The sequence below is a fragment of the Pseudomonas sp. O230 genome (assembly GCF_045447035.1).
Classification (GTDB): Bacteria; Pseudomonadota; Gammaproteobacteria; order Pseudomonadales; family Pseudomonadaceae; genus Aquipseudomonas.
In genome coordinates, this window is record NZ_JBJGXN010000018.1 from 47,002 (window position 1) to 60,436 (window position 13,435).

15 protein-coding genes are annotated in these 13,435 nt (G+C 58.0%); 6 read left to right on the top strand and 9 right to left on the bottom strand.

Annotation, left to right across the window (positions count from 1 at the left end; genetic code table 11):
- Positions 1-18: 18 nt before the first annotated feature.
- Positions 19-720 (top strand): biotin/lipoate A/B protein ligase family protein, encoded by a 702-nt coding sequence (locus ACI77H_RS29410; protein WP_407015383.1) that lies wholly within the window; start codon positions 19-21, stop codon positions 718-720.
- On the opposite strand, the gene crp is transcribed toward ACI77H_RS29410, so the two are convergent.
- Complete coding sequence (crp, locus tag ACI77H_RS29415; RefSeq protein ID WP_008027103.1) at positions 717-1,361, bottom strand: cAMP-activated global transcriptional regulator CRP; 645 nt, start codon at positions 1,359-1,361, stop codon at positions 717-719. The two genes, ACI77H_RS29410 and crp, sit on opposite strands and share 4 nt — an antisense overlap.
- 230 nt (positions 1,362-1,591) lie before the next feature.
- Between crp and ACI77H_RS29420 the strand changes: the two genes are divergently transcribed.
- Positions 1,592-2,014, top strand: coding sequence for an OsmC family protein (locus ACI77H_RS29420; protein WP_007941657.1), 423 nt, complete (start codon positions 1,592-1,594; stop codon positions 2,012-2,014).
- Between the two features lie 239 nt (positions 2,015-2,253).
- Positions 2,254-3,048: an adenosylmethionine decarboxylase gene (speD, locus tag ACI77H_RS29425; protein WP_150634265.1), complete on the top strand. Its 795-nt coding sequence runs from the start codon at positions 2,254-2,256 to the stop codon at positions 3,046-3,048.
- A 98-nt stretch (positions 3,049-3,146) separates the two neighbouring features.
- On the opposite strand, the gene coq7 is transcribed toward speD, so the two are convergent.
- The 6 genes from coq7 to hemJ form a co-directional block, all read right to left on the bottom strand.
- A complete protein-coding gene (gene coq7, locus ACI77H_RS29430; protein WP_150634264.1) occupies positions 3,147-3,794 on the bottom strand; it encodes a 2-polyprenyl-3-methyl-6-methoxy-1,4-benzoquinone monooxygenase in 648 nt (215 codons plus the stop codon).
- 170 nt (positions 3,795-3,964) lie between these two features.
- Entirely contained in the window at positions 3,965-4,303 is a 339-nt protein-coding gene (locus ACI77H_RS29435; RefSeq protein WP_008027110.1) for a histidine triad nucleotide-binding protein, read from the bottom strand.
- An 81-nt stretch (positions 4,304-4,384) separates the two neighbouring features.
- Complete coding sequence (locus ACI77H_RS29440) at positions 4,385-5,173, bottom strand: SDR family NAD(P)-dependent oxidoreductase (protein WP_407015386.1); 789 nt, start codon at positions 5,171-5,173, stop codon at positions 4,385-4,387.
- A 62-nt stretch (positions 5,174-5,235) separates the two neighbouring features.
- Positions 5,236-6,213, bottom strand: coding sequence for a DUF805 domain-containing protein (locus tag ACI77H_RS29445; protein ID WP_407015388.1), 978 nt, complete (start codon positions 6,211-6,213; stop codon positions 5,236-5,238).
- Positions 6,214-6,305: 92 nt separating this feature from the next.
- Positions 6,306-7,274 carry an NAD(P)H-dependent flavin oxidoreductase gene (locus ACI77H_RS29450; RefSeq protein ID WP_407015389.1) on the bottom strand — a complete coding sequence of 323 codons (969 nt, stop codon included), beginning with the start codon at positions 7,272-7,274 and terminating at the stop codon, positions 6,306-6,308.
- Positions 7,275-7,307: 33 nt separating this feature from the next.
- Positions 7,308-7,736 carry a protoporphyrinogen oxidase HemJ gene (gene hemJ / locus ACI77H_RS29455; RefSeq protein WP_407015391.1) on the bottom strand — a complete coding sequence of 143 codons (429 nt, stop codon included), beginning with the start codon at positions 7,734-7,736 and terminating at the stop codon, positions 7,308-7,310.
- Between the two features lie 135 nt (positions 7,737-7,871).
- Here hemJ and argC point away from each other — a divergent pair, with 135 nt between their 5' ends.
- Together argC and erpA are read left to right on the top strand one after the other, a co-directional pair.
- Positions 7,872-8,906: an N-acetyl-gamma-glutamyl-phosphate reductase gene (gene argC / locus ACI77H_RS29460; RefSeq protein WP_407015393.1), complete on the top strand. Its 1,035-nt coding sequence runs from the start codon at positions 7,872-7,874 to the stop codon at positions 8,904-8,906.
- Between the two features lie 168 nt (positions 8,907-9,074).
- Positions 9,075-9,425: an iron-sulfur cluster insertion protein ErpA gene (gene erpA / locus ACI77H_RS29465; protein ID WP_007947969.1), complete on the top strand. Its 351-nt coding sequence runs from the start codon at positions 9,075-9,077 to the stop codon at positions 9,423-9,425.
- Between the two features lie 72 nt (positions 9,426-9,497).
- Here erpA and ACI77H_RS29470 read toward each other — a convergent pair whose 3' ends face one another.
- Both ACI77H_RS29470 and ACI77H_RS29475 read right to left on the bottom strand, forming a co-directional pair.
- Positions 9,498-10,589: an anhydro-N-acetylmuramic acid kinase gene (locus tag ACI77H_RS29470; RefSeq protein ID WP_407015395.1), complete on the bottom strand. Its 1,092-nt coding sequence runs from the start codon at positions 10,587-10,589 to the stop codon at positions 9,498-9,500.
- Positions 10,590-10,592: 3 nt separating this feature from the next.
- Positions 10,593-12,011, bottom strand: coding sequence for a peptidoglycan DD-metalloendopeptidase family protein (locus ACI77H_RS29475; protein WP_407015397.1), 1,419 nt, complete (start codon positions 12,009-12,011; stop codon positions 10,593-10,595).
- 211 nt (positions 12,012-12,222) lie between these two features.
- On the opposite strand from ACI77H_RS29475, the gene tyrS reads away from it, so the two are divergent.
- On the top strand, positions 12,223-13,422 hold the full coding sequence (tyrS, locus tag ACI77H_RS29480; protein WP_407015399.1) for a tyrosine--tRNA ligase: 1,200 nt from the start codon (positions 12,223-12,225) through the stop codon (positions 13,420-13,422).
- Positions 13,423-13,435: the final 13 nt, after the last annotated feature.

A 13,435-nucleotide genomic window follows, 5' to 3' on the forward strand; every position in this document is an offset into this window, starting at 1 on the left:
GGTCTTACGGAGTCGTCCATGCCCCAACCAATCTCTCAGACTGTCGAAGCAGGCCTGCAAGCCGAACAGGATTTGCTGGCCTCAGTCTGCACCGGCGACTCGGAATTCGGTCTGCTGTTCTGGCAGCCAAGTGACAAAGCTCTGGTCATGCCACGCCGCTTGAATCGCCTGCCTGGTTTCGAGACCGCGTGCGAAGTATCTGCCGCCGCAGGCTGGCCGGTACTGTTGCGCGAAACCGGCGGCGAACCGGTGCCGCAATCGGCTTCAACCATCAACATCGCCTTGGTCTACGCGCCGCCGCGCAGCGAGGGCGACCAGAACCGCATCGAAAGCGCTTACCGTCGACTCTGCGATCCGATCTGTCAGTTGCTGGATGAACTGGGCGGCGTTTCGTCCCTGGGCGAAGTGGACGGCGCGTTCTGCGACGGCCGATTCAACGTCAACCTCGACGGCCGCAAGATGGTTGGCACCGCTCAGCGCTGGCGCCAGAGCAAGGGCGGTACGCGTCCGGTCGGCCTGGTGCACGGTGCGTTGTTGCTGGATAACGAACGCGAATCGATGGTCGCAGCGGTCAATCGCTTCAATGAGGCCTGCGGCCTGGAGCAGCGTGTCCGCGCCGAGAGCCACATCGCGCTCCATGAGAAGTTTGCCGCGCCGGACGCACTGGGGCGGCTCGACGCGCTCTATCGCCAGTTGCTGGCAGACATGTTCAAGGTTTAGCGCGTACCGAAGACCACCATGGTCTTGCCTTTGACGTCGACCAGGTTGCGTTCCTCGAGATCCTTGAGCACGCGGCCAACCATCTCGCGGGAACAACCAACAATCCGCCCGATTTCCTGACGGGTCACCTTGATTTGCATGCCGTCGGGGTGGGTCATCGCATCGGGCTGTTTACACAATTCCAGCAGGCAACGGGCAACGCGGCCAGTCACGTCGAAGAACGCGAGGTCGCCGACCTTGCGCGTGGTGTTACGCAGGCGCTGTGCGATTTGTCCGCTGAGTACGTAAAGAATGTCCGGGTCTTGTTGGGACAATTCGCGGAACTTCGCGTAGCTGATTTCCGCCACTTCGCACTCGATCTTGGCGCGCACCCAGGCGCTGCGCTCCTGTTCGAGGCCCGCCTGTTCAAACAGACCCAGCTCGCCGAAAAAGTCTCCGGAGTTCAGGTAGGCAATGATCATTTCGCGGCCATCGTCATCCTCGATCAGGATGGTGACCGAACCTTTGATGATGAAGAACAGCGTCTCCGAGCGGTCGCCGGCACAGATGATGTTGCTCTTGGCCGCATAGCGACGGCGCTGGCAATGCATCAACAGCTTGTCGAGGTTCTTGATTTTGGGGGTAGGGGCAATAGCAACCATGGTTGTATCCCGAAAAGACTGCACGGTGTGTTTGGTTTTTTTATGAGGCGCTGAGGTTGCTACATAGCTGGCTATGCGCCAGCGAATTGGCGCCAGCTTAACAGACACTTCCTGCAATATTCGAGATTTTACCTACAGCGCAGACGGTTATGTCCTAGGACGGCGAGCGCTGTCAATCCAGAGCCCTGTGCTAAGCTGGCGACCCTTTTTTAGACAGTGGAGTCTTGGCGATGAAGGCACGCATCCAATGGGCTGGCGAAGCCATGTTCCTCGGTGAATCCGGTAGCGGTCATGTCGTGGTCATGGACGGTCCGCCTGATGCCGGTGGTCGTAACCTGGGTGTCCGGCCGATGGAAATGCTCCTGCTGGGTGTCGGCGGTTGCAGCAATTTCGACGTGGTCAGCATCCTCAAGAAGTCCCGTCAGGCCGTCGAGAGCTGCGAAGCTTTCCTTGAAGCCGAACGCGCGACCGAAGACCCGAAGGTCTTCACCAAGATCCACATGCACTTCGTGGTCAAGGGCCGCGGGCTGAAAGAAGCCCAGGTCAAACGCGCCATCGAGCTGTCTGCCGAGAAGTATTGCTCGGCGTCGATCATGCTCGGCGCGGCGGGTGTTGCGATTACCCACGATTACGAAATCATCGAACTCGGTTGAATCGACATTCAACTATCATAAAAGCAGTGCAGACTCTGGCGATCCCAAGCTGACGTCTGCATAATGCGCCACTTTTTTCAGGGTAGTGGTCCGTCAGCCGACCGGCCGCTCGCCCGAACAGACAACCAAAATCGCCATCGCGAAGAGGTGTTAACCGTCCTACGCAGGTGCGTCGTTCGCATCTGACGGGCATGCTTGATCACGCGGCCCGGGCCGCAATACATAGAGAGTTTTTAACGGTGAAAAGCAAACTCAAGCTCCACGGGTTCAATAACCTGACAAAGACCTTGAGCTTCAACATCTATGACATCTGCTACGCGGAAACCCCGCAAGACCAGCAGGCTTACGTCGAGTACATCAATGAAGAGTACAACGCGAAACGCCTGACGCAGATCCTCACAGAAGTTGTCGATATCATTGGTGCCAACATCCTGAACATTGCCAGTCAGGACTACGACCCACAGGGCGCCAGCGTCACGATCCTGATCTCTGAAGAGCCGGTGACCCCGACCGACAGCCAGATCGAAGAGTCGCCAGGCCCGTTGCCCGAAATCATCCTGGCCCACCTCGACAAAAGCCACATCACGGTGCACACCTACCCGGAAATCCATCCGGACGCCGGTATTGCGACCTTCCGTGTGGACATTGACGTGTCGACCTGTGGCGTCATTTCACCGCTTAAAGCGCTCAATTTCCTGATTCACCAGTTCGATTCGGACATCGTGACCGTGGATTATCGTGTTCGCGGTTTCACCCGTGACGTCGAAGGCAACAAGCACTTCATCGATCACGAGATCAACTCGATTCAGAACTACCTCTCCGACGACACCCGCGACGCGTACCAGATGACCGACGTGAACGTGTACCAGGAAAACCTGTTCCACACCAAAATGCTGTTGAAGAACTTCGAACTGGATAACTACCTGTTCGGCGACGCGACAAACAACCTGTCCTCTGAGCAACGTGCCCAAGTGACGGATCGTGTGAAACACGAAATGCTCGAAATCTTCTACGCGCGCAACATGCCGACCTAAGATTTTCGATCACAAAAAAGGCGACTACCTCACGGCAGTCGCCTTTTTTATGCATTGCCCTTGTAGGAGCAAACTCGCTCTTACAAAAAAAGCTGCAATCAGATCCGATAAGTACTCTTGGTCATCACCTTGGCCATCAAGCTCATCCCGAACTTCACCGGCGCCGGAAAACGAAAGCCCCCAGCCTCCAGTGCGCTTTCAGCATGGTGTTCTTCATCAACCCGCATCTGCTCAAGAATCGCCCGGGACTTTTCGTCCTCGGCCGGCAACTGTTCAAGGTGCTCGTTCAAGTGCTTGCACACCTGATGCTCGGTAGCAGCCACGAAACCCAGGCTGACCTTGTCGCTGATCAACCCGGCCACCGCGCCAATCCCGAAAGACATGCCGTAGAACAGCGGGTTGAGAATGCTGGTATGGCTGCCCAACTGCTTGATGCGCTGCTCGCACCAGACCAGGTGGTCGATTTCTTCTTCAGCGGCATGTTCCATGGCGGCGCGCACGTGCGGCAACTTGGCGGTCAGGGCCTGACCCTGATACAGCGCCTGGGCGCAGACTTCGCCGGTATGGTTGATGCGCATCAGGCCGGCGACGTGCCGGGTGTCTTCGTCGCTCATTTGCGCTTCCGGCTGCACAATCGCGGGGGACGGACGATACGGCTGGCCACTGAAGGGTAGCAGGGTACGCATCGCGGCATCGGCTTGCAGCAAAAGGCGGTCAATCGGCGAGTAGTGACGTTGGGTAGTCATGCTGATCTCCGGGAGGAATCTCGGCGGCCAGTTTAACCCAATCGGCCGGGGAAGGTTTGCGCTGGGTCACTGCGACGCAGGTTGCATCTGTAGGAGCCGGTTTGCCGGCGGTGGCGGTCTCGATGACGCCATCGCCGGCAAGCCGTGCTCTTGCAGGGGCGGGGTATGAATCAACCCGGCGGCCAATGCATCTGGCGCTGACCAAGTACGTGCATATGAATGTGGTAAACAGTTTGCCCACCTTCTTCATTGCAATTCATGACCACGCGAAAGCCTTTTTCGCAACCCAGTTCCAGTGCCAGACGCTGGGCGGTGAACAGGATATGCCCGGCCAATGCCTTGTCGTCCTCGGTGAGGTCGTTGAGGGTGCGCACCGGTTTCTTCGGGATCACCAGAAAATGCACCGGTGCCTGTGGGGCGATGTCGTGGAAGGCCAGTACCTGGTCGTCCTCGTAAATGATTTTCGCCGGGATTTCCCGGTTGATGATCTTGGTGAACAGAGTATCCACAGCTGTTTTCTCCGTTGTTTGGGCTGGCCTGAGTGTACTCATGGGTGATCCCCGAGCCCAGCCTTTTGCCTTGAAGCCAGGTCAGCGTGGGCAATAGGCCTTGTTGACCATGCCTGTGATGGTCCTGATCAACCAGCGTGAGCCGAGCCGCGGCAGGAAGGCGAACCAGCGGTTCAGCCGCCCTGGAATAATAATGGCGCGATTTTTCTCCAAGGCCCGCACCGTGTAGAGCGCGACTTCCTCGGGACTCATCAGTAGTTTGCTCTCGACCAGTTTGTCGCTGTTCAGTTGTGCGGTGCGGAAAAACGCGGTGCGGGTCGGGCCGGGGCAGAGTACGGAAACCTTGACTGCGCATTTTTTCAGCTCGACGCGCAACCCTTCGGAAAAGTGCAGCACATAGGCTTTGCTGGCGTAGTAAGTGCTCATCCACGGGCCGGGATGGAACGCTGCAACAGACGCGACGTTCAAAATCTGCCCGCCACCCTGCAAGGCCATGCTGTTGCCGATGGCGTGGCATAGGCGAGTGAGGGCCAGAATGTTCACTTCGATCAGGTCTTGTTCAGTCATCCAGTCCTGCGCCAGGAATGGGCCGCAGGTGCCGATGCCGGCGCAGTTCACCAGCAGGTCGATCTGCCGGTCACCTTCTTCCAGCTCCAGCAGAAACCCGGACAGGCGCAGCGGCTCGCCGAGGTCGCAGGCGCGGAACAACACTTCAACGCCAAAGCGTTGGGTCAGTTCAATTGCAATACTTTCCAGCTGATCACGCTGTCGGGCCACCAGAATCAGGCTGCGGCCACGGCGGGCCAGCGCTTCGGCCATCGCCAGGCCGATGCCACTGGAGGCGCCAGTGATCAGAGCGTAACGGGTCATGCAGTTCTCCATCGCAACAGCTCCGCGCCGGCGACGCAGGTGTCACGGGCGGGGAGCGCTGTTCATTCTTTCGCAGAGTCTACAGGGGCCGGGGCTTCTTCGGCTTCATCGTCTGTGGAATCGGGTACTTGTTCCGCCTCTTCGGCGGGCTCGACTTCCACTTTGTCGGTGGTTACCGAGCCGCTGTCATAGCTGAGTCCGGCAGCGTCTTCGTACTCTTGCTGGATTGCACTGAAACCGCCAGCCAATGCACCGATAAAGACGATGGCAATGAACACGACCCACAGCGAAGACAGTACTTTGACTGCCGTACTGTTCGGCGGTGGCGGTGGGCCGTAGCGATTGGCGGTAGTGTTGCCGGGGACGACCATGATCACGAACGGAAAGAAACTGCCCACGAATGGCACGAGATTCAGCAACCAGAGCCAGCCGGACCAGCCAATGTCGTGCAGCCGTTGAACGCTGATCTGAATGCTGACGACTGCGATGGCGATGCACAGGAACAACGCCACCAGGCCTCCGACAATCAGGCCAGCGGTCGAATCGCTGCTGATCAGGGCGATGGCGAAAATGGCCAAGACCGACCCGACGCCGAGCATGACCAGCGTCAGCACCATGGTCCAGGCCAGATAACGCAACCGGCCGATGCGTCCCTCGACACCGAAAGGCTTGAGCGTACCGAACGGCGGCACATGTTCACCGACCCTGGCTTGAGGTGGTGCGTATGGCGAATCAGGTTCCGCGAACACGGGTTGGCTGCTGGCGGGGGCGTGGTGCTGGGCGTCGGCCAGGTTCAGTTCAATCGAGGGTTCGGTTTCGATACGGGCATCGATACCGGTTTTCGTCAGTGCCTGGAGGTAGGTTTGCGCGTCGGTCTGCGACAGGCCTTGCTTGAGCGTAACCGTCTGCCCGTTGAACAGCCGTTCGACGGCCGCCACTTCGCTTTTGTACAACGCCGCCAGATTGAGTTTGGCAGTGGCGATCTCGACACCTGGCAGCAGAGCGCCGTCGAATACGATCTTGAAACGGTTGTCGCTCATTGCGAGGCATCCTTGTCGCGAGTGTTTGAATAGTTAGAGGGCTGCGAGCCCGGAGTGTAAAGCCAGTCGACGAAGACCGGCCAAATTTCCTGCTAGCGCGGCCAGCGTGTCGGCAGTTGTGCCGCCAGCTCAAGCGCCTTGCGGTATTCAGCGTCCAGACGGGCAACCAATTGGTCCACGCTGGGCAAATCGTTGATCTCTCCGACACCCTGGCCGGCGGACCACACGGTTTTCCAGGCCTTCGCTTCATCGCTCAACGGCTTGAGCTTGGAGCCGAAGTTGACTTCGCCCTTGTCTTGCAAGGCCGCCATGTCGAACCCGGCAGCCTCCAGGCTTTGACGCATGAAACTCGCCGGAACACCCGACACTGCTGGAGTATGGACGATGTCTGCTGCTCTGGAAGTCAGCAGCATCTCCTTATAGGCGTCAGGCGCATGACTTTCAGTGGTACCGATAAATCGCGTACCGAAGTAGGCCAGATCCGCACCAAGCAATTGCGCCGCGAGTATCTCGTGGCCATGGTTGAGACAGCCGGCCAGCAGCAGCGTCTTGTCGAAGAACTGGCGGATTTCGGCAATCAGCGAAAACGGGCTCCAGGTGCCCGCGTGTCCGCCGGCGCCCGCGGCAACGGCGATCAAACCATCCACGCCAGCCTCCGCTGCTTTCTCTGCGTGACGGCGAGTCGTTACGTCATGGAACACCAGGCCGCCATAGCTGTGGACCGCATCGACCAGCTCTTTCACGGCCCCAAGGCTGGTAATCACAATCGGCACCTTGTGCTCGATACAGATGTCCAGGTCCGCTTGCAGGCGCGGGTTACTGTTGTGGACGATCAGATTCACGGCATAAGGCGCCGGGTTCTCCAGTGTCGCCAGCCCTGCTTCGATCTCTTCCAGCCAGGCCTTGAAGCCGCTGCTCTCACGCTGGTTCAGCGCGGGGAAGCTGCCCACCACGCCGTTACGGCAGCAGGCGAGCACCAGTTGCGGGTTGGAAATCAGGAACATCGGCGCTGCCACCACGGGCAGACGCAAACGTTGTTCGAGCAAAGCGGGCAGCGACATTGGAAGTACCCCGGTGAGTGGTGCTGATTGAAGTTAGAACGGCCGAACGACGACCAGAATTACGATAGCCAGCAATATCAGAACCGGCACTTCATTGAACCAGCGAAAAAAGACATGGCTGCGGGTGTTCTCGCCACGGGCAAAACGTTTCACCTGCGCGCCGCACATATGGTGGTAACCGATCAGGATCACCACCAGCGTCAACTTGGCGTGAATCCAGGCACCTTGACTGAATATGCTCGGGTTCATACCGATTAACGCAATGCCGAACACGAGGGTGGCGATCATCGCCGGGCCCATGATGCCGCGGTACAGCTTGCGCTCCATGAGGCTGAAGCGTTCCTTGCTGACAGTGTCTTCGCTTTGGGCGTGATAGACGAACAGGCGCGGCAGGTAAAACAGGCCGGCAAACCAGCAGACCATGCTGATGATATGAAGCGCTTTGAGCCACAGATAAAGCATATTTAGTTATTCCCAGGTTCACGGTAGCCGGAATAGTAGAGGCTTGAGGCTCCGCACGTCACCTTGCCGGTTGTCGCAGGACGATACGGGCCCTATTATCGACGGCTTTCCAGTGGGTTCGTTGAGGGCAGGTTTATGGTCAAGGTCGGTATCGTCGGCGGCACGGGTTACACCGGTGTCGAACTGCTGCGTCTGTTGGCACAGCATCCGCAAGCAGAAGTGGTAGTGATCACTTCCCGATCCGAGGCCGGTCTGGCCGTGGCTGATATGTACCCGAACCTGCGCGGTCACTACGACGGCCTGGCGTTCAGCGTTCCGGACATCAAGACGCTGGGTGCTTGCGACGTGGTGTTCTTCGCCACGCCTCACGGTGTTGCCCATGCGCTGGCCGGTGAGTTGCTGGCGGCCGGGACCAAGGTCATCGACCTGTCGGCGGACTTCCGTCTGCAAGATGCCGATGAGTGGGCCAAGTGGTATGGCCAGCCGCATGGTGCGCCGCAGTTGCTGGAGGAGGCGGTCTACGGCTTGCCGGAAGTCAATCGCGAGCAGATCAAGCAGGCTCGCCTGATCGCCGTGCCGGGTTGCTACCCGACCGCTACGCAACTGGGTTTTCTGCCGTTGCTCGAAGCCGGTCTGGCCGATACCTCGCGCTTGATCGCTGACTGCAAATCCGGCGTCAGCGGTGCGGGTCGTGGCGCTGCCGTAGGTTCGCTGTACTCCGAGACGTCGGAAAGCATGAAGGCCTACGCCGTGAAAGGTCACCGTCACTTGCCGGAAATTCGCCAGGGTCTGCGTCGTGCAGCAGGGCAGGATGTCGGCCTGACCTTCGTTCCGCACCTGACACCGATGATTCGCGGCATTCACTCGACCCTCTACGCGACGGTCGTGGATCGTTCGGTAGATCTGCAGGCGCTGTTTGAAAAGCGTTATGCCAACGAGCCGTTCGTTGATGTGATGCCCGCAGGCAGTCACCCGGAAACCCGAAGCGTGCGCGGCGCCAACGTCTGCCGTATCGCGGTGCATCGTCCGCAGGACGGTGATCTGGTGGTGGTGTTGTCGGTGATCGATAACCTGGTCAAAGGTGCGTCGGGTCAGGCGGTGCAGAACCTGAACATTCTGTTTGGTCTGGATGAACGTCTGGGCTTGTCGCACGCTGGCATGCTGCCGTAAGGCTTTAGCCCGCTCAGCAAAAAGGCCCGTTGAACGGGCCTTTTTGCGTTTCGCACCGGCAATCGGGTTTATTGATATACCGTAACAATAGTTGACCAATTTTCTAGGAGAAGCGGATAATGCGCGTCATCACGCATTATGGCGGCGTAACGCCGGGAGATAGTCAGCATGAGCGTCGAATCCTTCACCCCCACGGCTTTGCAATTCACCCACGGTGCCGCGCACAAGGTGAAGAGTCTGGTCGATGAAGAGGGGAATGATCGCTTGAAGCTGCGCGTATTCGTTACGGGCGGCGGTTGTTCAGGTTTTCAGTACGGTTTCACCTTCGATGAAGAAGTGGCCGATGACGACACCATCGTCGAGCGCGAAGGTGTGAGTCTGGTCGTCGATCCGATGAGCTTCCAGTACCTGGCAGGCGCTGAGGTGGACTATCAGGAAGGTCTGGAGGGTTCGCGTTTCGTCATCAAGAACCCGAACGCCAGCACCACGTGTGGCTGCGGCTCTTCGTTCTCGATCTGATCGCGCTTCACCGCAAGAATAAACGCCGCATGACCTCCGGGTCCTGCGGCGTTTTGCTGTCCGGGGATTTGATCAGGCCGGGTATATGGCACCGAGTATGCGCAGGCCGCGGGCGCCGGTGACGCTTGGGCGATTGGCCGCAATGCCTTCCAGGCAGCAATGAGCCAGCCAGGCGAAGGCCATGGCTTCGACCCAGTCCGGGTCTACGCCGTGAGTGGCGGTGCTGCTGACGTTCGTGTTTGGCATCAGGCCAGCCAGGCGTTTCATCAGCGTGGCGTTGTGCGCACCGCCGCCGCAGACCAGCAATTCTCGGGTATTTGCTTGAGCGCTTTGCAGTGATTCGACGATGGTCAGCGCGGTCAGCTCAAGCAGGGTTGCTTGCACGTCTTCGGCGGCGAAGGTCGGCAACTGCGAAAGATGCTGTGTCAGCCATGGCAGATTGAACACTTCGCGACCGGTGCTCTTCGGGCCTTTGGTTACGAAGAACGGATCACTGAGTAGCGCTTTCAGCAGAACAGGTTCGACTTTTCCGCTGGCAGCCCATTGGCCGTCACGATCAAAGTTTTCGCCGCGTTGCTGATGAATCCACGCGTCCAGCAGCACGTTCCCGGGGCCACAGTCGAAACCGGCGACTGGTTTGCCGGGTTCGATCAGGCTGAGGTTGCTGAAACCGCCAACGTTCAATACCGCGCGATTGCCCGCCTGTTCTTCAAACAGCGCTTCATGAAATGCTGGAACCAAGGGGGCGCCTTGCCCGCCGGCCGCCACGTCGCGACTGCGGAAGTCGCTGACCACGGTGATGCCGGTCAATTCGGTCAGCAGGGCAGGGTTGCCGATTTGCACCGTGAAGCCGCGCGCCGGTTCGTGGCGAATGGTCTGGCCATGGCTGCCAATCGCGCGAATGTCTTCAGGGTTCAGGTTTTGTTGATCAAGAAGCGTATGAATGCCCTGCGCCGCCAGTTTCACCCAATTTTGCTGGGCGATGGCTGAGCGGGCAATCTCGTCCGGGCCGCTGGCGCACAAGCCAAGCAGCTCGGCGCGCAGGGAATCAGGCATGGGAATGTAATGCGTGGCGATCAGTTTGATCGCCGGGTTCAGCTCAACCAGCGCGATGTCCAGGCCATCGAGACTGGTTCCGGACATCACACCTATATAGAGCGTCATGGCTTAGCGCTTGCTCGAAGCCAGTTGGGTGGATTTCTCTTGGTCCATGCGCGCCATCAGAGGCTGACTTTGCGCGAGGAAACGTGCCCGTTCCGCTTTGGAAATTGGATCGGCCATCGCCACTTTTTGACCCAGTGGATCGACGTGCACACCATTGACCTGGAACTCGTAGTGCAGATGCGGTCCAGTGGACAGGCCGGTAGTGCCGATGTAGCCAATCACTTGACCCTGTTTGACAGAGCTGCCGGTCTGGACACCTTTGGCAAAGCCCTGCATGTGGCCGTACAGGGTGCGATAAGTGTTGCCGTGCTGAATGATCACGGTATTGCCATAACCGCCGCGACGGCCGGCCAACAACACTTTGCCGTCACCGGCCGCCTTGATTGGCGTGCCGCGCGGAGCTGCGTAATCGACACCTTTGTGAGCGCGGATCTTGTTGAGGATTGGGTGCTTGCGCCCCATGGAGAATTTCGAACTGATGCGGGCAAAGTCTACCGGGGTGCGGATAAACGCCTTGCGCATGCTGTTGCCGTCAGCCGTGTAGTAGCTGCTGTTGCCTTGTTTGTTGGTGTAACGCACGGCGGTGTAGATCTTGCCGCGGTTGGTGAAGCGTGCGGAAAGGATCGGCCCATTGCCGACAGCCTTGCCGTTGACGACTTTCTGTTCGTAGATCACATCGAACTCGTCACCCTGGCGAATATCCTGGGCGAAGTCGACGTCATAGCCAAACACGCTCGCCATGTCCATGGTCAGGCTGTGGGACAGGCCGGCGCGTGCGGCGGACTGCGACAACGAGCTGTTGATCACACCGTGAACGTAAGCGGAGCGCACGGTGGGCTTGGCGGTAATGCGGTTGAACACATAACCCTTGCCATTCTTGTTAAGGGTAATGCTTTCGAGGTCGCTGACCTTGCTGTGCAGGCTGGTCAGTTGGCCTTCAGGGTTCAGTTCGAATTCGAGTTTCTGGCCATGTTTGAGTTGGCTGAATTGCTTGGCCTGCTTGTCACTGGCTAGCACTTCATGCACCGAAGTCGCCGGAAGGCCGACTTTCTCAAACAGGGTCGAGAGCGTGTCACCTTTGGCGACGATCACTTCTCTGTGGTTAGGTCCCTTCTTTTCTTCGGCGATCGGCGCGGGTACAGCCTGCGCGGTTTCCTGGGGCTCTTCGGCGCTGTTTTCAATCTGCGCGAAAGGGGAAGTTACCGGCTCATTTGTGGCTTGGGCGGCGTCAGCGGCGTCTTGATCTTGTGTCAGTTGTTCAGCAGGGCTTTCCAGTTCAAGACTCAGGGTCGTCTTTTTGGCTTCTACATCACTGGAAGGAAATACCAGAAGCGCCAGGCTCAGAAGGGCGGCGATACCACTTGCAGCGAGCAGGTGGGTCTTCGGGTAAAGCGGTGGCGCTTTAGACGATTCTTTGGTCATAGGTAATTTTTGACTTTGAAAAGATGAATTGGAAAAGATGAATGACATGATGAAGATGAAATAACTGTATAAAATATAACCAAATCATCCCTGAAGCAAGTCCGCGGTCGTTCTGTCAGCGGATTGGCGTCATTGCGCCGGCCAAACTTTGTATTTGACGCGTGATCTTGTATGGTTGGTTCCCTTTGAATTCGAGCCTTGCGGGTCTGTTATGAAGTCGGTTGAAGAGCAGCTAGCGCTGATCAAACGTGGTGCAGAAGAACTGTTGGTCGAGTCCGAGCTGATCGAAAAGCTCAAGCGTGGCCAGCCGCTGCGTATTAAGGCAGGCTTCGATCCGACCGCGCCGGATTTGCACCTGGGTCACACCGTGCTTATTAATAAGCTGCGCCAGTTCCAGGAGCTGGGGCATCAGGTGATCTTTCTCATCGGTGATTTCACCGGGATGATTGGTGATCCGAGCGGCAAGAGTGCAACACGCCCGCCGTTGACTCGCGAACAGGTTCTCGAAAATGCCGAGACCTACAAGACCCAGGTCTTCAAGATTCTTGATCCGGCCAAAACCGAGGTGGCGTTCAACTCTACCTGGATGGATCAGATGGGGCCGGCCGACTTCATTCGCCTGACTTCGCAATACACCGTTGCTCGCATGCTCGAGCGAGACGATTTCGACAAGCGCTACACGACCAATCAGCCAATCGCCATTCATGAGTTCCTCTATCCGCTGGTTCAGGGTTATGACTCGGTCGCCTTGCGCGCGGATGTCGAGCTGGGCGGTACCGATCAGAAGTTCAACCTGCTGATGGGTCGCGAGCTGCAGCGTGGTTATGGTCAGGAAGCACAGTGCATTCTGACCATGCCGTTGCTCGAGGGTCTGGATGGCGTGAAGAAGATGTCCAAGTCCCTGGGCAACTACGTCGGCATCCAGGAGGCGCCGGGCGTGATGTACAGCAAACTGGTTTCCATTCCGGATGCGCTGATGTGGCGTTACTTCGAATTGCTCAGCTTCCGTTCCATGGAAGAGATCAATGCATTCCGCGCCGATGTTGAGGCAGGTGCCAATCCGCGCGACATCAAGATCAAGCTGGCCGAAGAGATCGTTGCGCGCTTCCATGGTGAAGAGGCTGCAGCCAGTGCTCATCGTGCTGCGGGCAATCGTATGAAGGATGGTGAGCTGCCAGACGATCTTCCGGAAATCGAATTGACCGCTGCCGAAGATATGCCGATCGCTGCCGTCCTTAATAAGGCGGGTCTGGTGAAGAACTCGGCGGTAGCGCGTGATTTGCTGAATTCTGGCGGTGTGCGTATAGATGGTGAGGTTGTGGATCGCACCTTTATATACGTACTGGGCGCTACCCATGTTTGCCAGGCCGGAAAGAAGGCATTTGCGCGTATTTCGCTTAAATCCGAATAAGGCTGAAATTAGG